The 19,698-nt window shown below is 35.3% G+C and carries 20 protein-coding genes and 1 tRNA gene; 10 read left to right on the top strand and 11 right to left on the bottom strand.

From position 1 onward, the window contains the following. Positions 1-55: 55 nt before the first annotated feature. The 9 genes from ACFSQ0_RS12105 to ACFSQ0_RS12065 form a co-directional block, all read right to left on the bottom strand. Positions 56-841, bottom strand: coding sequence for an SDR family oxidoreductase (locus tag ACFSQ0_RS12105; protein ID WP_379048620.1), 786 nt, complete (start codon positions 839-841; stop codon positions 56-58). An 18-nt stretch (positions 842-859) separates the two neighbouring features. Further along, positions 860-2,308 carry an aldehyde dehydrogenase gene (locus ACFSQ0_RS12100; RefSeq protein ID WP_379048618.1) on the bottom strand — a complete coding sequence of 483 codons (1,449 nt, stop codon included), beginning with the start codon at positions 2,306-2,308 and terminating at the stop codon, positions 860-862. Positions 2,309-2,551: 243 nt separating this feature from the next. Next, a complete protein-coding gene (locus ACFSQ0_RS12095; protein ID WP_379048616.1) occupies positions 2,552-2,980 on the bottom strand; it encodes a RidA family protein in 429 nt (142 codons plus the stop codon). Positions 2,981-2,986: 6 nt separating this feature from the next. Then, positions 2,987-3,745, bottom strand: coding sequence for a 2-keto-4-pentenoate hydratase (locus ACFSQ0_RS12090; RefSeq protein WP_379048614.1), 759 nt, complete (start codon positions 3,743-3,745; stop codon positions 2,987-2,989). An 11-nt stretch (positions 3,746-3,756) separates the two neighbouring features. Beyond that, the gene (locus ACFSQ0_RS12085) at positions 3,757-5,154 is read right to left on the bottom strand and encodes an FAD-dependent oxidoreductase (protein WP_379048612.1); all 1,398 of its coding nucleotides are present in this window, start codon (positions 5,152-5,154) and stop codon (positions 3,757-3,759) included. Position 5,155: 1 nt separating this feature from the next. Continuing rightward, positions 5,156-6,424, bottom strand: a complete 1,269-nt coding sequence (gene kynU / locus ACFSQ0_RS12080; protein ID WP_379048610.1) for a kynureninase — start codon at positions 6,422-6,424, stop codon at positions 5,156-5,158. Positions 6,425-6,545: 121 nt separating this feature from the next. Beyond that, complete coding sequence (locus ACFSQ0_RS12075) at positions 6,546-6,698, bottom strand: hypothetical protein (RefSeq protein ID WP_379048608.1); 153 nt, start codon at positions 6,696-6,698, stop codon at positions 6,546-6,548. Positions 6,699-6,983: 285 nt separating this feature from the next. Continuing rightward, a complete protein-coding gene (locus tag ACFSQ0_RS12070) occupies positions 6,984-7,406 on the bottom strand; it encodes a hypothetical protein (RefSeq protein WP_379048606.1) in 423 nt (140 codons plus the stop codon). Between the two features lie 126 nt (positions 7,407-7,532). Then, complete coding sequence (locus ACFSQ0_RS12065; RefSeq protein WP_379048604.1) at positions 7,533-8,117, bottom strand: anthranilate synthase component II; 585 nt, start codon at positions 8,115-8,117, stop codon at positions 7,533-7,535. 123 nt (positions 8,118-8,240) lie between these two features. Here ACFSQ0_RS12065 and ACFSQ0_RS12060 point away from each other — a divergent pair, with 123 nt between their 5' ends. Further along, on the top strand, positions 8,241-8,552 hold the full coding sequence (locus ACFSQ0_RS12060) for a rhodanese-like domain-containing protein (RefSeq protein ID WP_379048602.1): 312 nt from the start codon (positions 8,241-8,243) through the stop codon (positions 8,550-8,552). 461 nt (positions 8,553-9,013) lie between these two features. Here the strand turns inward: ACFSQ0_RS12060 and ACFSQ0_RS12050 are convergent. Continuing rightward, positions 9,014-9,087 (bottom strand) — tRNA-Arg (locus ACFSQ0_RS12050). Between the two features lie 148 nt (positions 9,088-9,235). Here ACFSQ0_RS12050 and ACFSQ0_RS12045 point away from each other — a divergent pair. Then, positions 9,236-9,748, top strand: a complete 513-nt coding sequence (locus ACFSQ0_RS12045; protein ID WP_379048600.1) for an adenine phosphoribosyltransferase — start codon at positions 9,236-9,238, stop codon at positions 9,746-9,748. Positions 9,749-9,755: 7 nt separating this feature from the next. Here ACFSQ0_RS12045 and ACFSQ0_RS12040 read toward each other — a convergent pair whose 3' ends face one another. Next, the gene (locus ACFSQ0_RS12040) at positions 9,756-9,908 is read right to left on the bottom strand and encodes an SsrA-binding protein (RefSeq protein ID WP_379048598.1); all 153 of its coding nucleotides are present in this window, start codon (positions 9,906-9,908) and stop codon (positions 9,756-9,758) included. 140 nt (positions 9,909-10,048) lie between these two features. Between ACFSQ0_RS12040 and ACFSQ0_RS12035 the strand changes: the two genes are divergently transcribed. The 8 genes from ACFSQ0_RS12035 to ACFSQ0_RS12000 all read left to right on the top strand — a co-directional run bounded on the left by ACFSQ0_RS12035 (position 10,049) and on the right by ACFSQ0_RS12000 (position 19,653). Continuing rightward, positions 10,049-10,993 carry a calcium/sodium antiporter gene (locus ACFSQ0_RS12035; RefSeq protein ID WP_379048596.1) on the top strand — a complete coding sequence of 315 codons (945 nt, stop codon included), beginning with the start codon at positions 10,049-10,051 and terminating at the stop codon, positions 10,991-10,993. A gap of 120 nt (positions 10,994-11,113) precedes the next feature. Beyond that, complete coding sequence (locus tag ACFSQ0_RS12030) at positions 11,114-13,300, top strand: glutamine synthetase III family protein (protein WP_379048594.1); 2,187 nt, start codon at positions 11,114-11,116, stop codon at positions 13,298-13,300. A gap of 670 nt (positions 13,301-13,970) precedes the next feature. Next, positions 13,971-14,894: a hypothetical protein gene (locus tag ACFSQ0_RS12025; protein WP_379048592.1), complete on the top strand. Its 924-nt coding sequence runs from the start codon at positions 13,971-13,973 to the stop codon at positions 14,892-14,894. Between the two features lie 156 nt (positions 14,895-15,050). Beyond that, positions 15,051-15,560: a hypothetical protein gene (locus tag ACFSQ0_RS12020; protein ID WP_379048590.1), complete on the top strand. Its 510-nt coding sequence runs from the start codon at positions 15,051-15,053 to the stop codon at positions 15,558-15,560. Positions 15,561-15,591: 31 nt separating this feature from the next. Next, the gene (csgH, locus tag ACFSQ0_RS12015) at positions 15,592-16,350 is read left to right on the top strand and encodes a curli-like amyloid fiber formation chaperone CsgH (protein ID WP_379048588.1); all 759 of its coding nucleotides are present in this window, start codon (positions 15,592-15,594) and stop codon (positions 16,348-16,350) included. A gap of 4 nt (positions 16,351-16,354) precedes the next feature. Then, the gene (locus ACFSQ0_RS12010; protein WP_147861371.1) at positions 16,355-16,750 is read left to right on the top strand and encodes a curli production assembly/transport component CsgF; all 396 of its coding nucleotides are present in this window, start codon (positions 16,355-16,357) and stop codon (positions 16,748-16,750) included. 13 nt (positions 16,751-16,763) lie between these two features. Continuing rightward, on the top strand, positions 16,764-18,158 hold the full coding sequence (locus ACFSQ0_RS12005) for a CsgG/HfaB family protein (protein ID WP_379048586.1): 1,395 nt from the start codon (positions 16,764-16,766) through the stop codon (positions 18,156-18,158). Beyond that, complete coding sequence (locus ACFSQ0_RS12000) at positions 18,148-19,653, top strand: carboxypeptidase regulatory-like domain-containing protein (RefSeq protein ID WP_379048584.1); 1,506 nt, start codon at positions 18,148-18,150, stop codon at positions 19,651-19,653. The genes ACFSQ0_RS12005 and ACFSQ0_RS12000 overlap by 11 nt, the downstream gene beginning before the upstream one ends. The last annotated feature ends 45 nt before the right edge of the window (positions 19,654-19,698 follow it).

The following is a 19,698-nucleotide window of genomic DNA, read 5'->3' as shown; positions in this document are numbered from 1 at the left end:
TTAATACGGGTTTAATACCATAGATTCTAAGAGCTTATGTGTAGTTTCATTCTAATTACAAGCTTTTGGTACGCCCACCGTCAACAGGTAGGTTAATTCCGTTGATATAACCAGCGCTTTCACTAGCTAAAAAACAAATAGCATTAGCTATTTCTTGTGGTTGTGCAAATCGTTTTGCTGGCACGGCTTGTTGCATGTTTTGTTCAATTTCTTCTTGGGTTTTTCCTGTTTTTTGAGCCTTATTGCTTATGATTTCTTGTAATCTGCCGGTTGCTGTAGCTCCGGGTAATACATTATTCACTGTGATGCCAAAAGCACCTACTTCATTGGCTAGCGTTTTGCTCCAATTGGCCACGGCACCGCGAATCGTGTTAGAAACGCCTAACCCATCTAAAGGCTGCTTTACCGACGTTGAAATTACATTGATAATTCGGCCAAAACCTCTTTTTTTCATTCCAGGGAGTACGGCTTGTGCTAAAATGTGGTTGCAAATTAAATGCTGGTTAAAGGCATTGATAAACTCTTGTGTTTTGGCATCAGCGATTTTGCCACCAGCGGGACCGCCTGTATTATTTAAAAGTATATGGAAATCTTTTTTACGCAACGCCTCTTGAAGGTTTGCTTCTAGTTTTTCTGGTTTAGAGAAATCAGCTACGATATAATCGTGTTTTTGATCGTGATTGGTGGCTAATTCGGCTAAAGTTGCTTTTAATCTTTCTTCATTTCTAGCAACTAGGGTAATTTGCGCTCCCTCTTGAGCGAGAGCTATTGCAGTCTCTTTTCCTATTCCGCTTGTACTACCGCAAATTAATGCGTTTTTGTTTTCTAAGTTTAATTGCATGTTGATTTAATTATTTTTTTATGCTTGGTATTGTATGCAAACGTTTTTGGGTTCAGTAAAAAAGTCTAATGCTTCAAAACCTCCTTCACGCCCAACTCCGCTTTCCTTTACACCCCCAAATGGTGTTCGCAAATCTCGGTTCAACCAGGTGTTTACCCAAACAATTCCGGCTTCAATTTCTTGGCTCAGACGCATACTCCTATTAATATCATTTGTCCATACCGTTGCCGAAAGTCCGTAGCGAACTTCGTTGGCCAATTTTAACGCTTCCTTTTCTGTTTTAAAAGGCATTAAGGTAACTACCGGACCAAAAATTTCTTCTTGATTCAGGCGGCATTGGTTGTTGTTAACTTCTATGATGGTAGGCTCTAAAAAATATCCTTTTTCAAAACCTTTAGGATGCACCAAATTTCCACCCGCAAGAACTTTAGTTTCTGCGGAATTTATTTGTTTTATGTAATTATAAACCTTTTCAAGATGGGCTTGAGAAACCAAAGCTCCTAAATCTGTATTGGGGTTTTTGGGATCGCCCACAATAAGTTTTTTGGTAGCCGCCACGAAGTCATTTTTGAATTTGTCGAAAATACTTTCTTCTACGTAAATTCTACTTCCGCAAAGGCAAATTTGACCTTGATTGGCAAATGAAGAATTAAGGGTGGTTTTTAACATTTTTTCATAATCACAATCTGCAAAAACAAGGTTGGGGTTTTTACCGCCTAGTTCGAGCGAAAGTTTTTTAAACATGGGTGCAGCCGTACGGGCTATATGTTGTCCTGTGTTAGTGCCTCCCGTAAATGAGATGGCTTTAATCGAGGGGTGTGCTACGATATTTTGACCGCAGTGTTCACCCGATCCGTGTACAATGTTTAAAACTCCTGGTGGTAAACCAGCTTCTTGACAAACTTGACTGAGTAAAAAGGCAGTGACTGGAGTTACTTCGCTTGGTTTTGCGATTACACAGTTTCCTGCAGCCAAAGCTGGTGCTATTTTCCAACTAAAGAGATAGAGTGGTAGATTCCAAGGAGAAATGCAACCAACTATTCCTACTGGTTTTCTGAGGGTGAAATTAATGCTGTTGGTGTGTACCGTTTGATGCGATTTACTTGCATATTGAGTTATAGCTTTGGCAAAAAACCTGAAATTAGCAATAGCTCTAGGAATATCAACTTTTTTAGCTAGACTTAAGGGTTTTCCATTGTCTATAGATTCGGCTTGGGCAAACTCTTCTAGACGCTTTTCAATACCATTAGCAATTCTTAATAAGCATTCGCTCCTATTTTCTATACTGGTATTTGACCACTTGCCAAATGCTTTATTTGCTGCAATCACTGCTTGGTGAACGTCTTCTTCTTGGCTGTTAGGTATTTGACCATATACTTCTCCTAAAGCAGGATTTATATTGTCTAACCATTTGTTCGAAACGGGATCAATTAGTTTCCCGTTGATAAAATTCTGTATGCGTAGCATCAATTAGTTGGTTTTCTACAAATATAGAATTTCTTGTTTTAGGATGCTTGGTTTTTCCTTATCTTAAATTATTTAATTGAGACGCCAGAAGATCAAATATGAGGCGTTATAATTTTGAAATATTAAACTAATTAAAATAATAATTGCTTAATTTTAGGTGGTCTGATTTAAAAATGTAAATAAAAATAAAACCCTAGTTTTATGCAGTAAAATAGGGTTTTAAAGAAGTTATATATAACTTCTTTAATGTCCGGCGTAAGCTTGTTTTTTATAAGCTATTACTTTTATTTCAATCAACAAATGAGGGTGTGGCAATTGGTGCACAGCTACAGTGGTGCGGGTTGGCCCTGTTTCTTGATCAAAAAATTTAGCATAGGTTTCATTGTAGCCTTTAAAATCGTTCATATTTACCAAAAAAGAGGTGACATCTACAACGTCTTTTAAAGTAGCTCCTTCTTCTTTTAATATTGCATCAATGTTGTTTAAAACCGCCGCAGTTTGTTTGCGAATATCTAAATTTGTAGTTCCCATTTCGTCAACTTCAACACCTTCAAAAGTGTTATCGGCTCTACGTGAGCTGGTTCCCGAAACGTAAATGAAATCGCCTACACGCTTAATGTGTGGATATTTACCTCTTGGTTTAGCTTTTCCTTCTATTACTTTTCCTGCCATTTTTCTTTATTTAGTTCTGAAGCTTACGGCTCCTATTTTATCTATTTGTGTTGTTATTTCGTTGTTTTTCAGCAAAGGTATATGTTTGGTAGCTGCTCCGGCCAAAATTATGTGGCCAGGCGCTATTTTTACGCCGACTTTAGAGGCTAATCGGCTTAGTTCTATAATGGGCTGCAATGGGTTGTTTAAAATTGCAGATGAACAGCCTTGTTCTAGCACTTTGTTGTTTGCCATTAAGGCGATGGGTAAATCGCTGATATCTTCTTGAAGATCTTGCCATTCGCCAATGCAGTATCCAGCAGATGAGCAATTATCGGCAACCAAATCTTCTAAAGAGAAGGTGAATTTTTTATACCTGGTATCTATTAATTCGATGGCCACGGCCATCTTATCAATATATCTAGGGACGTCTTTTAATGGTATAGATTCTGTAATAGGCTGAGATACCCGAAATGCAATTTCAGGCTCAGCATTTGGTTTAATATATTTGTTTAAATCTACTTCGCTAAACGGATTGATTTGCATGCCACTAGTTAAGAAGCCCCAGATTAGATCGTGCACACCCATTTGCTCCATTTTTGCACGAGAAGTAAAACCTAATTTAAATCCCGTTATATGCTCACCTCGCTCTAGTCGCAAATTTATGGTTTTGCGTTGTACGGTATAAGCATCTTGCAGACTTAAATCAGGAAAATCTTTTTGCTGTATGGGCTTAGCCTTTAAGGTGGCCTGGTCAATTAAATGGGCAACTTTATCTAAATTCATGTACTGTTGGTTTACATCCCGCTAAGGATGGCATCTTCATTTAAGATTTCCTGTGTCTCTTGATTAATTTTTTGAAGCACATCTTCTAAATTCATTTCGGTATTGATTTCTCCTTTATTTAGCAAACTCAATATGGCTTTATCTTGTGCTCGGCCCTTTTTCATTGCTTCGTTATAACCTAAATCTTCTCTAAAAGTAACCAGTCTATATTTTGAAGCATAGTCTTTAGGGTGTTTTTGCTCTAAAGCTGTTTCGATTTTTCTCTTTTGTTGAAAAATTTTTGCAGCCGTATGAGATTTCATTTCATGAAAATTATCAATAGCTAAATCGGCAATAGCATCAGCATCGGCTTTACGTTCTTTTTGATAAGTATCAAAGATAAATTTCCAATCAGATTTTGGGTTTTCATCGAGAATTTTGTCTAGCACTACCACGTCTTCAAAAGAAGCATTCATGCCTTGTCCGTAAAACGGAACAATTGCGTGCGCTGCATCACCAATGAGTAAAGTTTTTCCTGAGCAACTCCAAGGATAGCATTTAACGGTGCCCAGCGGACTCGTTGGATTTTCAAAAAAATCTTGAGTAAGTGTTGGCATATGCGGGTGTGCAGAGGGGTATGTTTCTTTAAAATAAGCGTCTACTTTTTCTGGAGTGTTTAGGTTGTTTAAGTTGTATTCTCCTCCTTCATAAGCCATAAAAAGGGTAACCGTAAAGCTACCGTCTAGATTAGGCAGCGCAATAACCATATTTTCTCCTCTTGGCCAAATGTGTAAAGCGTTTTTTTCTAGCCTGTAGCCGCCATCTTTTGTTGGAGGTATGCTTAACTCTTTGTAACCGTGAGTGAGAAAATTTTGCGACAAACTAAATAGAAATAAGCGGTCTTCCCACATACTTTTTCTAACTACAGAACCTGCTCCATCTGCTCCAAAAATCACATCTGCCTTAAACTGCTTTTTTTCTTGGCTAGTTTCATCTTTAAACATGGCCGAGGCGGCCACTAAGTCTACGTCAAGACAAGTGTGGTTAAATAGGATTTCTACATTTGGTAATTTTTCGGCCTCATTTAAAAGCAGTGCGTTTAAACCAGTCCTCGAAATAGAGTTGATGTACTCTGAGGTTAATCCGCTATAAGGAGATAGAAATTCGTCTCGGTCCTTTTGGTGAATCATGCGGCCGTGCATCGGAATACACAATTCTTTAACCTTTTCTTCAATTCCTGCTAGTTTCATAGCCTTTAAGCCACGATTGGACAAAGCAAGATTGATTGACCTACCTGCCGAAATCTCAGTTTTTCTTAGATCTGGCCTTTTTTCAATTAATTTTACTTGATAGCCTTTTTGAGCTAAACGTAATGCTAATAAGCTACCACATAAACCAGCTCCTATAATTAATGTTGATTTTTCTTGCATCTTAACCTAAGTGTTTTTTTAAAGATTGAACCATTTTAAAGACATCTTCATAATTATTATAAAGAGGTGCTGGAGCGATTCGAATTACATTAGGTTCTCGCCAATCTGTTATTACACCGTCTTTGATTAAGTTGTCAAAAAGGGATTTGCTAACCCCTGTCAATTTTAAGGAAAGTTGGCAACCTCGCTCATCGAAATTTGATGGTGTTATTATTTGAATGCGATTATCTTGTAAATCTTTAATTAGGAATTCAAGATAACCAGTTAGATTTTTTGATTTTTGAATTAGCTTATCAAAACCAGCCTCTTCAAATAAACTTAGAGAGGCATTTATAGCAGCAAGAGATAGAATAGGGGGATTGCTTAATTGCCAGCCCTCTGCTCCTGGGATTGGGTCAAAGTCTTGGCGCATATTAAATCTTGATTCTTTGTCGTGGCCCCACCATCCTGCAAATCTAGGTAGTTTTAAATCGTTTTCATGTCTTTCGTGAACAAAGCAACCGCCTACGCTGCCAGGACCGCTGTTGAGGTACTTATATGAACACCACACTGCAAAATCTGCTCCTGTTTTATGTAAATTAGGTTGGATATTTCCCGCACCGTGCGCTAAATCAAATCCTACATTTATCTCATGTTGGTGACCTAATTGTACAATTTTTTTAAGCGGAAAAGATTGTCCTGTATAATAATTAGTGCTGCCTATCATCATTAAGGCAATTCGATTGCCTTGCTCTTCGATAATCTTTTGTAAATCTTCAAATCGGCATAATTCTTCACCCTCAGGTGGTTCCCATAACAATAGTCCTTCTTCTGGACTAATTCCGTGAAAACGCAATTGCGATTCTACTGCATAACGGTCTGAAGGGAAAGCATCTTTTTCAATTAATATTTTAAATTTTCTATCTGTAGGTCTATAAAAACTAACCATCATCAAATGCAGGTTAACCGTAAGGGTATTCATCATCACCACTTCTTTAGGTTTTGCACCTACAATTTTAGCCATTTTGTTGGTAAGTATCTCGTGATACGGCACCCAGGGATTTTTAGCTAAGGTGTGTCCTTCAACACCGTATTTCGCCCAATCTTTTAATTCTTGGTTGATGTATTCTTGAGTTCTTTTGGGTTGCAATCCTAGAGAATTGCCGCAAAGGTATATTTGATTTTGATTTTGATTGTTTTGAGGAAAATAAAATTCATCTCTAAATTTTGCTAATGGATCTTTGGCGTCTTGTTCTTTAGCAAATTCTAGACTATTTTTATATTGGGTCATAGCTGTTTTAGTTTGTAAGTGTAACAAATTTAGCAATTATTATGCAACTAGCTATTTTGTTTTTAGACAAAAAAAGCACTCTGGTAAGCCAGAGTGCTTATGGTTTGTAGTTTACGTTTGCTTAATCTACTGCATCTTCAATTTCATCGCCCACATCTTCGGCTGCATTTTCTATATCGTCTGCAGCTTTTTCGGTAGCGCTTTTTTCTCTACAGCCTACAAAACTTGTGGCAAATAGGCCTAATAAAAAGGCCGATAGCATTAATTTTCTCATAATTTTTAATTTTTATAGGCAAATGAATGGTTTCATTTGCGTGGTTTAAATTAAATGTACAGATTAGTGTGCAGCTGTAAGAAAATTTTAACCTGAAGTTAACGAATATAGCGTGTGCAAAAAAAAAATCGGGATTTAAAAAAACCCCGATTTCTGTATTAACCTAAGCTTCATCTAATCTAAAACACCTAACCAAATTTGAAGTGCTTAAAGTTAATACGATTTAATACGATAAAGATACTTAAAAAGCTATTAATTAGCACTTTAAATGTATATAACGTCTTGTTAAATCTTATTCTTCTTTAAAAGATTTTTATTGTTTTTAAACCAATTTATAGCCTCATTTAGGTCTTCAACTTGCAGTATGTTTCCTTTGTAAAACATTTCTTCGAATAATAGATTTACTTTTGAAGATGTGGTGCGGGAAATTGCAATGTAGTGGGTAGGACCAAGGGTGTCAATTACTTTTTTCCAAACCATGGGATCAATGGCGTATTCATTTATTTTATTTGAGATATATAAATTAGGAATACCCTCTTTATAAAAATCTCGGGCAATTGAAATAAGACCTTTAGCTTTTTCCCAATTCCATAACACCTCTGGCTTTATTTCAGCCACAATAAAGTCTGCACAAAAATAAAAATTACCATGTTCTAACAGAATTTCTTCTAAAATGTAATGGTGGTGTATGGATTCTTTAAATTTCACTATTGTGAATTATTAATAATTATAAAATGCAATTCGTGTGAAAATAATCAAAAAAATAAGTTATTGTTGTTGAATTATCAAAAAAAAGTTAAATCATTATTATTTTCGGTTAAATGTTTTTTATTTTTAATATGTTAACCAATTTTTAAGAATATTCATGCCCAAAGGTGTAAGAATAGATTCGGGGTGAAATTGAACGCCAAATAACCTAAACTCTTTATGTTCAAAAGACATAATGCATCCTTCCTTGTCATAACTGGTAGAGATTAAACAATCTGGCAGGTCTCTTACTGCCCAGGAGTGGTATCGGGCCACGTCAAACTCCGTTGGTAGTCCCATTAATAAACGGTTTGGTGCATTTGTCTTTGTAATTCTTGAGGATACTCCGTGGTGAACTGCCTTTAAGTTGTATAATTCGGCACCTAAAAATTCAGCTATAGCTTGATGTCCTAAACATACCCCCAATATGTTTTTGGTGCTGCCATATTTTTTTATAACTTCTGCAAGCAACGGTGTCTCATAAGGAAGTCCGGGGCCTGGTGAAATTAAAATATGATTGTAATTTGCAATTGAATTTAGGTCGATTAGCCCAGGTCTTTTTACAATCGGGATGAAGTTATTCATTTCGATGTAGTGGGCGAGATTATAGACAAAACTATCATGATTGTCTATAATTAAAACGTGATTAGATTGAGGTGTAATGCTTTTCATTTATATGGCGCAAAATTAAGTTGTTTTTTTTATACTTTAAAGCTTTACTGAAATTTTGCTTTTGTAGATTATTTGAGGTGTTTTAAATTTGATTAACTTTGCGGAGGTTAAAAAATAGGTGACATGAAAAATTTAGATCAAGAAACTTGGAGAAATCAACTGGCCAAGGATGAAAATGCCGTATTGTTAGATGTGAGAACTCCAGAAGAATATGAAGAGGGCTATATACCTGGTGCAATTTTAGCAAATATTCAAGAGCCACAAGATTTTATGAATAACACACAAGAATTAGATAAATCTAAAAACTTTTATGTGTATTGTAAAGCCGGAGGAAGGAGTGCTCAGGCCTGTCAAATTATGGATCAATTGGGTTTTAGTTCTACCTTTAATTTGGAAGGAGGCTTTTCAGTTTGGGAGGGTGAAGTGACTAAATAGTTATTTCAATAAAATTTTTAAAAAACCGCGCTATTAGCGTGGTTTTTTTATTGTGTCATTTACAAAAAGTTGAAAGACTTTGGGTGTAATGATTGTAATAAACCATTATGACGCGCATAGAGTGCTATTGTATCTAAGCAACTTGTTTAACCTGAAGAGCATTTTTTTTAAGTGTATTAACAAGAATCTAGATCTCTTTATAGTTAAAATTTTTTAATACCATTGCAATTTTCCTTGACGGAATCTTTTAATGCTAAAATTAAAGCTTTTAGAGCACAATTAAGAGGAGTAGGAAAACCCGAATTTTTCTTATTAATCCTCGAAAAATTATTTGCTTAAAAACTCAAAAACCCAGAAAATGTCCTTGATCCGTCTTTATTGTCTTTGTCTTCAAAATAAAAAAAAATCTCACATTCAAACTCAATCGTAATTGGTGTGAAGTGAGATTTAATACTTATTTGTGACCTCGGCAGGATTCAAACCTGCAACCTTCTGAGCCGTAATCAGATGCGCTATTCAGTTGCGCCACGAGGCCTTAATTGTACTACCATTTCTGGTTGCGGGTGCAAATATATACTAATAATACCATACTGCAAAAATTTATTGAACTATTTTTTGTTTACTTTTATCGTTATTAAGTAAAGGCAATTCCGTTAAGCTACTAATTAAGAAAATAAAGTGAAATGAATTTAAATGAGTATATAAGAGATATCGTAGATTTTCCTAAACCTGGGATAATGTATAAAGATATTACTCCTCTCCTACAGCATCCTGATGCTCTTAAAAAAACTCTAGCTGAATTTAAAGCAGGTATTGGGGAGCTACAGATTGATAAAGTGGTAGGTATTGAGTCTAGAGGATTTATTTTTGCTAGCATGTTGGCAGTTGAGCTTCATGCGGGATTTGTAATGGTGAGAAAAGCTAATAAATTGCCTTATAAAACCTTAGCGGAAACCTATTCTCTAGAGTACGGGCAAGATCAGGTTGAGATACATCAGGATGCAATAAAGAAAGGAGATCGAGTACTTTTGCATGATGATGTTTTGGCTACGGGCGGCACTGCTAGTGCAGCTCTAAGATTAATAGAGAGGCTGGGCGGCGAAGTAGTGCAATGCAATTTTCTACTTGAACTGGTCAATTTGGAAGGGCGAAAACGATTGGGTGAAAAAGAAGTCTATAGTTTACTTTCTTATTGAGTCAATATTACTTTAAGGCGTTTTTGAGCACCCAAGCTCTATAAGCAATTATTGCTAGCTGTAATTTACTTGCTTTTTCAATTTGTAGGCCTTTTTTAGAGTAACTAGGCAACACCTTTTTGTTGAGACGGGCCAGACTTTTAAAAATTAATTTTTTCATGTTTATTGGTTGTTTTTTATAGAGGAAATTTAATAATAATATAATCCATTACCTATTTGGAACGGAGAATAATTATTTATCGAAGTAGTTAGGATTACCGCTTAAAACTTGTAAAAATTGTATATTCGCAAAAAAAATAAATGTCTGTACTTTTTATTTTAATCGGGCTAACCTTGCTAGTTGTTGGCGGCGAATTTTTGGTTAGATCATCTGTAGCACTATCTTTCAAATTTAATATATCAAAAATGGTAATTGGGCTTACGGTAGTGTCTTTTGCTACCTCTATGCCCGAATTATTGGTGAGTTTACAAGCAGCCTTAGAAGGGTTTTCGGATATAAGTCTGGGGAATGTAATTGGGTCTAATATCGCTAATATAGGGCTGGTTCTAGGTATTACAGCCATAATTGGTGATTTAGCAATAGATAAAGATTTCTATAAGTTCAACTGGCCTGTAATGATAAGCCTCTCATTACTGCTTTACGGTTTTTTAGCTAATGATGGCACAATAAGTAGATTTGAAGGCTTGGTATTTTTATTGGGAATTATAGCTTATTTGATTTTATTAATTCGAAGAGCTCGAAAAAATGCCGAAGTGATTCCTGACGAAGTAGATGAAGCGCTGCAAACAACGAGTTCTTTTAAAATAATTGCTTGGTTAATAATTGGGATAAGTGCTTTGTATTTTGGTTCGGAGCTGCTCGTTAATGGAGCGGTCGATCTTGCCGAGGCTATAGGCGTTAGTGAGCGAGTTATCTCGGTAACTATGATTGCTATTGGGACCAGTGTTCCTGAATTAGCAGCCTCTGTAATTGCTGCCCTAAAGAAAGAAAAAGCTTTGTCTTTAGGTAACCTCATTGGTTCAAATATATTTAATATAGCTTCTGTACTGGGTCTAACGGCTATCATAAAACCAATTGTAATGCAGTCTAAACAAGTATTAAGTGTGGATATTTTATGGATGCTGGGTTTTGCATTAATCTTGTTACCTCTTATTTTCCTGCCTAAAAAATTTGTTTTTACTAGGTATAAAGGATTTGTGATTTTTATTGCTTATACAATTTTTGTCGCTTTAAGCTTTGTTTAGATGCTTATTTAGGGGGGGGTGTTGGTTTGAAATGTTATTTTTTTTAAAAAAAATAATCAAATTTAGGGGGTGTTTTTATTTTTAATTTACTTTTGCGGGGTAATTAAAAACACACACAACATGGGAAACCTTCGTTTTCAAGCACTAAAAGAAGCCTTAAATCGCCAACCTGTACCAGTATCTGAAGCACCTCGCCGTTCAGAAATATTTGGTAAAAATGTATTTAATGAAATGGCTATGCGCCAATACCTTACCAAGAGTTCTTATCGAAGTTTGATGGATGCTATTGATAAGGGAAGCAAAATTTCGCGAGATGTCGCAGATCACATTTCCACAGGGATGAAAGAATGGGCTATAGCCAAAGGTGCGACCCATTATACACATTGGTTTCAACCACTTACCGGATCATCGGCAGAAAAGCATGATGCCTTTTTTGATGTCGAAATGGGAGATGCGGCTATAGAAAAATTTGGAGGTGGACAATTGGTTCAGCAAGAACCTGATGCTTCGAGTTTTCCTAATGGAGGAATAAGAAATACCTTCGAAGCTCGCGGTTATACGGCTTGGGATCCTACTTCACCAGCATTTATATTAGGTACAACTTTATGTATTCCTACTATTTTTGTTTCTTATACAGGAGAAGCCTTAGATTTTAAAACTCCCTTGTTACGCTCATTACAAGTACTAGATCATTCGGCTACAGAAGTAGCACGGTATTTTGATAAGAAAGTAAATAAAGTGATTACAACTTTAGGTTGGGAACAAGAATATTTCTTAATAGATGCCTCCCTAGCCAATAGTAGGCCAGATATAATGCAAGCTGGTAGAACGCTTTTAGGGCATTCTGCAGCAAAGGGTCAACAATTAGATGATCATTATTTTGGAGCGATACCTTCGCGTGTTCTAGATTACATGAGAGATTTAGAAAACGAGTGTATGCTTTTGGGTATTCCGGTTAAAACGAGACATAATGAAGTAGCACCAAGTCAATTTGAATTGGCGCCTATTTTTGAAGAAGCCAACTTGGCGGTAGATCACAACCAATTGCTTATGGACGTAATGGAGAAGGTGGCAGAGAAACATAAATTAAAAGTACTTTTTCATGAAAAGCCATTTGCTGGAGTTAACGGTAGTGGTAAGCATAATAACTGGTCTCTATGTACCAGTACGGGAGTCAACTTATTGAGTCCAGGTTCTACGCCTATGAAAAATTTACAATTCCTTACCTTTTTTGTAAATACGATTAAAGCGGTAAATGATAATGAAGAGCTCTTGCGTTCTGTAATTGCAACTGCATCAAACGATCATCGTTTGGGGGCCAATGAGGCTCCACCAGCTATTATATCTGTATTTATCGGTTCTCAGCTTACAAACGTCTTAGACGAATTAGAAAAAGTAACCGATGGGAAATTGTCTCCACAAGAGAAAACAGAATTGAAATTAAATGTGGTGGGTAAGATTCCCGAAATTTTGCTAGATAATACCGATAGAAATAGAACTTCCCCTTTTGCCTTTACAGGAAATAAATTTGAGTTTAGAGCGGTAGGTTCAACTGCCAACTGTGCTAAACCCATGACGTTGTTGAATATGATTGTTGCAAAACAATTAAAAGAGTTTAAGTTACAAGTTGATTCTTTAATTAAAGATCAAAAGCTTAAGAAAGATGATGCGGTTTTTAATGTTTTACGTGAGTATATTCGTGACTCAAAGCGAATAAGGTTTGAGGGAGATGGATATGGAGAGGCTTGGGAGAAGGAAGCTAAGAAGAGAAAGTTAAGCAATAATAAAACTACCCCCGAAGCACTTAAAATTCAAATGCACCCCAATACTATAAAGTTATATGAAGAAATGGGGGTGATGAATAAAATAGAGCTAGAAGCGCGTCATGCGATTAACTTAGAAGAATACTCTAAACATATACAAATAGAGGGACGAGTTTTGGGCGATATTGCCCGCAATCACGTAATCCCAACTGCCATTCGTTATCAGAATATCTTAATTAAAAACGTAAAAGGTCTCAAAGAGATTTACGGAGATAGCTTTAAAAATTACGGACAGGAGCAGTTGAATATAATTGAACAAATTTCTCATCATATAGAACAGATCAATTCTGGAATTACTGCCATGATAGATCAGCGTAAAAAAGCGAATAAACTTGAAGATCTTGAAAAAAGAGCAGAAGCATATTGTTTTGAGGTAAAACCGTTTTTTGAAAAAATCAGGTATCATTGTGATAAATTAGAGCTTCTGGTTGATGATGAAATATGGACTTTAACTAAATATCGTGAAATGTTGTTAATCCATTAAAAAATAAAAACAATAAATTTAGAACTGCACTCAAACGGGTGTAGTTTTTTTTTGTTCTGAATTGATTAAGAAGGGTATAAATCACTCAATTCGAGCTCTTTTAACTTTTTTTTAATCCTTTATTAGCCGCTTAAATCGATAAATAGACCAAACGCAACAAAAGACATTAGAGTTGAATGTCTTAACTTGTTGATTTATAACCAGTAATGGGGATATTTAATTTATAAAATTTTTAAAAAAGCAATAATAGCAAGTAGTTTGATAACTGATCTTTTAAATAGGTAAAATTTATTTTAAATTTTTGAAAGTAGTACTACGTTTAAAATAAAAAATAACGTATTAACCGCTTTTGATTGTTAAAAAATGACATTTTAACTAAGTTTATAGAGTTTTAAACGAGAATGTGTGAAATTTGTTTGAAAGAGCGACTTCTGTATGTAATTTAGTACCAGATTATTAGCGGAAGAAATTCCAAAGACAATCGATCCGAAAGGGACCGTTAACACCCAATCGAATTCAAAGAAAATGAAATTAGGTTTGCATTTTCTTTATTATAAGCTTATGAGTTTTGTGTCTTTTATACTAACGGAAGACATTAACCTAAAAACCGATTAGCTTAAAAACTAATCCTAATCAATCTTTAATTAATTTTTAACTAAAAATTACAATTATGAAAAAATCAATTTTCTGTGCAGCCGCTCTACTTTTTGGTGCTGTTGCTTTCGCTCAAAACACAAGTAATGTAGACCAAACCGGTGTAACGAATAAGGCTTGGGTAGATCAAAGTGGTAATAATAATAGTGATGTAGACCAAGAGTTTACAGGTAACAAAGCCGACATCGATCAAATAGGGCATAACTACTCTAAAGTAGATCAAAAAGGTAATGTGGGAGGTAATCCTGCAAGTGGTGACTCAAACTACGCAAAAGTAGATCAAAACGGAGGTTTAGTTACTCAACAAAGATCTACCGTTGAACAACAAGGGGATAGAAACAAAGCTTATGTAGATCAAGACGGGCAAGATAACCGCTCAGACATACAGCAAGGAAACGGGATGAACGCCGAAGATAACTGGGCAAAAGCCATTCAGGATGGAAATGGTAACCGTTCTACTATTTTCCAGACTTATGATAATAACAGGTCTAAAGTTAATCAACAAGGAAATGATAACTATGCTAATGTAAGACAAATAGCCAGACCAAATCAGTCTAAAGGTAATTACTCAGATATCGAACAAATGGGTAATGATAACCATGCTACTTCAAGACAAGAGACTTCAGGTGCATATTTAGCTCCAGGATACTCAAACATCGAGAAAGTTAAGCAATATGATGACGGAAACAAATCTATCTTAGATCAATTGGGTGATTTTAACCGCTCAGAAGTAACTCAGTCTGGGGGAGTAGGACTAAACACTAACTACGCTAATGTAGACCAAGACGGTGAAATGAACAAGTCTTACATCACGCAAAAAGAACAAGGTGCTATTACTGCAGATAACTATGCAAAAGTTACCCAGTCAGGAATGTTAGGAAACACAAGTCACGTTAATCAAGCAGGTGCAAACTCAGCTTGGGTGAACCAGTCTAACTAATATATAGCAAATTATATCCTACTAACTAACCATTTCATTTCAAATATTTAGTATTAATTATCAACTAGATATTCGAGATGAGGATACTAAGGGTAAATGAATATGGAGGAAAGCTCTTTGGTTCGTTTACCCTTGTATTTTTAAATACTAATTAAAATGAAAAAGAAATCAATTTTAATCATTTTCTGCGCTATTCTATTTAATTGGAATTCCGTCGCTCAAGAACAAGGTGAAGACAATCCAGAAATAGTTGAGGAAAATGCAGCCAATCTTAATATTTTGAGTCGATTTGCCGAAACAAGTGTGCTGTCCGAACAAGTACCACCCTTAGGAAACCAGGTTTATATTGATCAAATAGGAGAACGAAATATTATTATGACACAAGTCAATTCAAATCGATCTGAAGTAAGACTAAGTCAGAATGGTAGCGACAATATTATTGGAGTGAGCTTAAGAGCAAAACAAATTAATGAGAGAATAAGTCAGTCTGGAGATAGTAATTTAGCCTTACGTTATATAAATGATCCTCTAGGCACAATCAATTTTGAATTGATTCAAAATGGAGGAAACCAATACATACAACATGGAGCTAACCGATTAACCAATAATTTAAAAATAGAGCAAAGTGTTGGAGATCGTGGTATTATTATTCGAAGCTTTAGATAAATAAATTAAACCAATAAATTAAACCAATAAATTGAAACTTTTTAACTACATAACTATTTTATTATTTAGTGTGAATTTGGGTTTTTCTCAAGTTTATAATCAAACTATTGAGGCTAAAATACAAACTGATTTTCGAGATGATTTTTTAACTATTACTGGTACTGCTCTTAATAAAACTAGCTTCAATGCCAGTTTAAGATATGAATTATCCGTTATAAAACACGTGGGCAGTAATCATTCAAAAAATAGCCAAGCAGGTCGATTTACTCTTTTACCTAATGAGGGGAAGGAACTTTCAAAAACCACTATAAACCTAGATGATAAAGCGAAAATTATTATTCTATTGTTGATCTATGATATAGACGATCAATTGGTAGGTAAAGACCGGTTGGTTTTAAACGAAAATAAAAATGAATCGATTCAAAATCAACAGGCTAATGTAAAAAATATGTTAAATAAGTTAAGCGCTAATGATGATGTAGGCTTTGTTTTAAGAGGGGTCGTTACGCAAGAAATGAAAACCAAAGCTGGAAATGATTTTTATAACTATTTCTCTACAATATATCGTCAAAGCGGAATAAATAGCCAGTTCATTGTGCACGTAAGAGAACAATTTAACCTGGGAAGAAATACCAAAATACAAGTTTTGGTTAATCAAGATGTTGTTTACCAATTTTTTGCACAACCTAAACAAGATTACTTGAAAGGTATGGCCGAAAATGCTTTGAGGAGACTTAGTGGTTACTTACAGCAAATTGAAAGAAATAAAGAAACAATACAAAAATTTTAATATTATGAAGTCAATCCTAACCTTGCTTTTATTAATATTTAGTTTAGCGGTATCCGCACAACAACTAACTTATAAACCTAAAAATCCTGCATTTGGGGGCGATACTTTCAATTATCAATGGTTGCTTAGTTCTGCAAACGCTCAGAATGATTTCGAAGAGCAATCAGATCGTGATATCGATTCTGAATTAGAAGACTTTGCTAAAGGTCTAAATCGTCAATTATTAGGTCAACTCGAACGTACATTACTCACCAACCAGTTGGGAGATGGTGATTTAAAACCAGGAACTTTTTCATTCGGAAGTTTGGAGGTAGAAATTTATGAATCTCTAGAGGGTTTAGTGGTTAATATTTTAGACACTAATACGGGAGAGCAAACACAAATTATAGTACCTAATTAATTTCTGGATATTTATGAGACGATGGAAAACCATATCAGTTATCCTGGTTACTGGCTTTTTTGTTGGTTGTGGAACTTACTTTAATCAGCCTATAAAACAACAAAGCGCACGTACCGGTGAATTGACTACAGCTAGCAAAACTTTAAAAGATCTTCCTAAGCCACAGAAAAAAGTTGTAGTGGGTGTTTATTCTTTTAAAGATCAAACAGGGCAGTATAAAGAAATTCAAAACGGGAGTTCCTTTAGTACTGCAGTAACCCAAGGAGGAACTTCTATATTGATAAAAGCTTTAGAAGACTCGGGGTGGTTTACGCCAATAGAACGTGAAAATTTAAGTAATTTGCTTAATGAGCGTAATATTATTAGGTCTACAAGGCAAGAATACGCAGGTAGTAATGGCCCGGCAGTTCCTCCGTTACTATTCGCAGGTGTGCTATTAGAAGGAGGGGTGGTGTCATACGATACTAATATATTAACAGGAGGCTTTGGCGCAAGATACTTTGGAGCAGGAGGCAGTACACAATATAAACAGGATCGTATTACGGTATATTTACGCGCCATTTCCACCTCAAATGGTGAAATTTTAAAGACTGTTTATGTTTCAAAAACAATTTTGTCTCAAGCTATTGATGCAAGTTTGTTTAGGTATGTAAATTTCCAAAGACTTTTAGAGGTAGAAACTGGCTATACTAAAAATGAACCTTTACAATTGGTAGTCAAAGAGGCTATTGAAAAAGCTGTTGAGGCCATCATCATTGAGGGCTTAGAAGAGAAAATTTGGTCGCCAGAAAACCCAGAAGAGGCACAGACTTTAATTGAGAAGTATAATCAAGAGAAACAGGAAGAGCAGGCTGTTGAACTGTATAACCGTAAAAAAATCGATTTTAATTATACAAACGCTTTTGAAATCCAATTAGGGTTAAATAGATTTTTGGGAGACTATGGCGCGAGAGATTTTGATTATATAGGAAAATTAGGATACCATCGCAGATTCATTCCTCATTTCGGGGCTAGTCTAAGGGGGTATGCCTTAGACTTTGAAATTCCGAACTCCAAAAATACATTGCATTTAGGCGTTGATTTAGATGCCGAGGTATACCTCTTACCCTATGATAAATTTTCTCCCTTCTTTCATGCGGGGGCTGGTATGCTTTTTCAAAGCGAGAAGAATAACTGGTTTACAAATCAAGAGGAATTTTTTAAACTTCAATATGGAGCTGGTCTTCAATATAATTTAAACTCTAAGTTAAATGTATTTTTAAAAGGAACTTATCACTTAGCTTTTTCTGATGAAATAGACGCATTGAATTATGGTAAACGAGATGATTATTTTATCGATTTAGGAATCGGTTTAACCTATATGTTTGGAGGCAACAAAGAAAAAAACACAAATAAAGATGAAGAATAAACAATTACTATTTTTAATTCTTGCCTTTTTGGGTGTATTCCATTATGGCTGCGAAGAAGATACTATAGATGAATCTGAAATAGGAAATATTACTGGATCCGTAGTTAATAAAGAAGATAAATCACCTATTGCTAACGCTAAGATTTCTACAAATCCTGCTACTTCAACCGTTTTTACTGACGATTTTGGTCAATTTATACTAGAAGGTGTCAGCGTAGGAGAATATTCTGTTCAGGCAAAGAAGGAAGGACTTACAGCAAATTTTGAAGGGGTAACTGTTCAAGCGAACAGTAGTGTAAATGTTATATTTGAGATGGAAAATGAGGCAGTTTTAAATACACCACCAAAAGCTCCGGTGCCTTTACTTCCCCAAGATAATCAAGTCGATGTTTCAAACAATTTTGAGTTTGTGTGGGGTAAAAGTACAGACAGAGAAGATCAAGAATCATTGGCTTACACACTCGAGATTAGAGATGCTCAAAACCAAGAAGTGTTGCGTTTTGAAAATATTACAGATACTATCAAACAGGTTGATAATTTACAGTTTTCTAAACAATATTTTTGGCAAGTCAGTGTAAGCGATGGTGTAAATGATGCAGTACGTAGTGAATTATTTACATTTAAAACTGCTGACTTTCCGGTAATTACTAATTATTTTGTTAAGAATGTGAATGGGAATAATGTAATTTATGCTCTTTCTGAAGATGAAGATGAAATTCAGCTTACATCAGAAAACTACAATAGCTTTAGACCCAGAAAAAATAATGGGGTAAATAAAATTGCTTTTATGCGAAGCGTAGGAGCCCAAACGCATCTGTTCACAATGAATCCAGATGGGAGTGACCAACAACAAATCTCAAGTATTCCAATCGGAGGATTCAATATGGAGATGGTTGATTTTGATTGGACTTCCAATGGCAACGCCCTGGTTTATCCTAATTTCACCAACCTTTTTCAAGTGAACTATACCGGAGGTGGCACACAAGTCATTTACCAAACCTCAGACGGTAGTTTGATTACCGAAGTTGCCGTGTATGAAAATGACAATTCTAAAATAGCACTTATTACCAATGATAATAGTGGTTACAATGCAAAAGTATTTGTTTATGATTTAACTACAAATGTAGTCACCCATATGATTCAGCAAAACCTGCCTGGAGCGGTTGGCGGGATTGATTTTTCACCTGCAGGAAATCGTGTGTTGTTTACACGAGACGTACAAGGATTTGAGAATCCTAATTATAGGCAGTTAGATTCAAGAATATTTTTATATAACCTAAACACACAAGTTTTGGTAGATATTTCTAGTGAGAAAGATGCAGGAACCAATGATTTGGATCCAAAGTTCTCGCCCACAGGTGCAGATATTATTTTTGTTAATGTTCCCAATAATTTAAATGCAACTCCACAAATTTATATTAGCGATATAAACCCCAACGATAATGAACCGCGTTTTTTATTGGTAGATGGGGCCTATATGCCTGAATGGAAATAATATTTAAATTATAATATAAGCTTACTTGTAAATTAAGTACTTTTG

The organism is Mesonia sediminis (genome assembly GCF_042684705.1).
In the GTDB taxonomy this organism is placed as follows: Bacteria; Bacteroidota; Bacteroidia; order Flavobacteriales; family Flavobacteriaceae; genus Mesonia; species Mesonia sediminis.
This window is presented reverse-complemented; position numbering and strand designations above follow the sequence as displayed.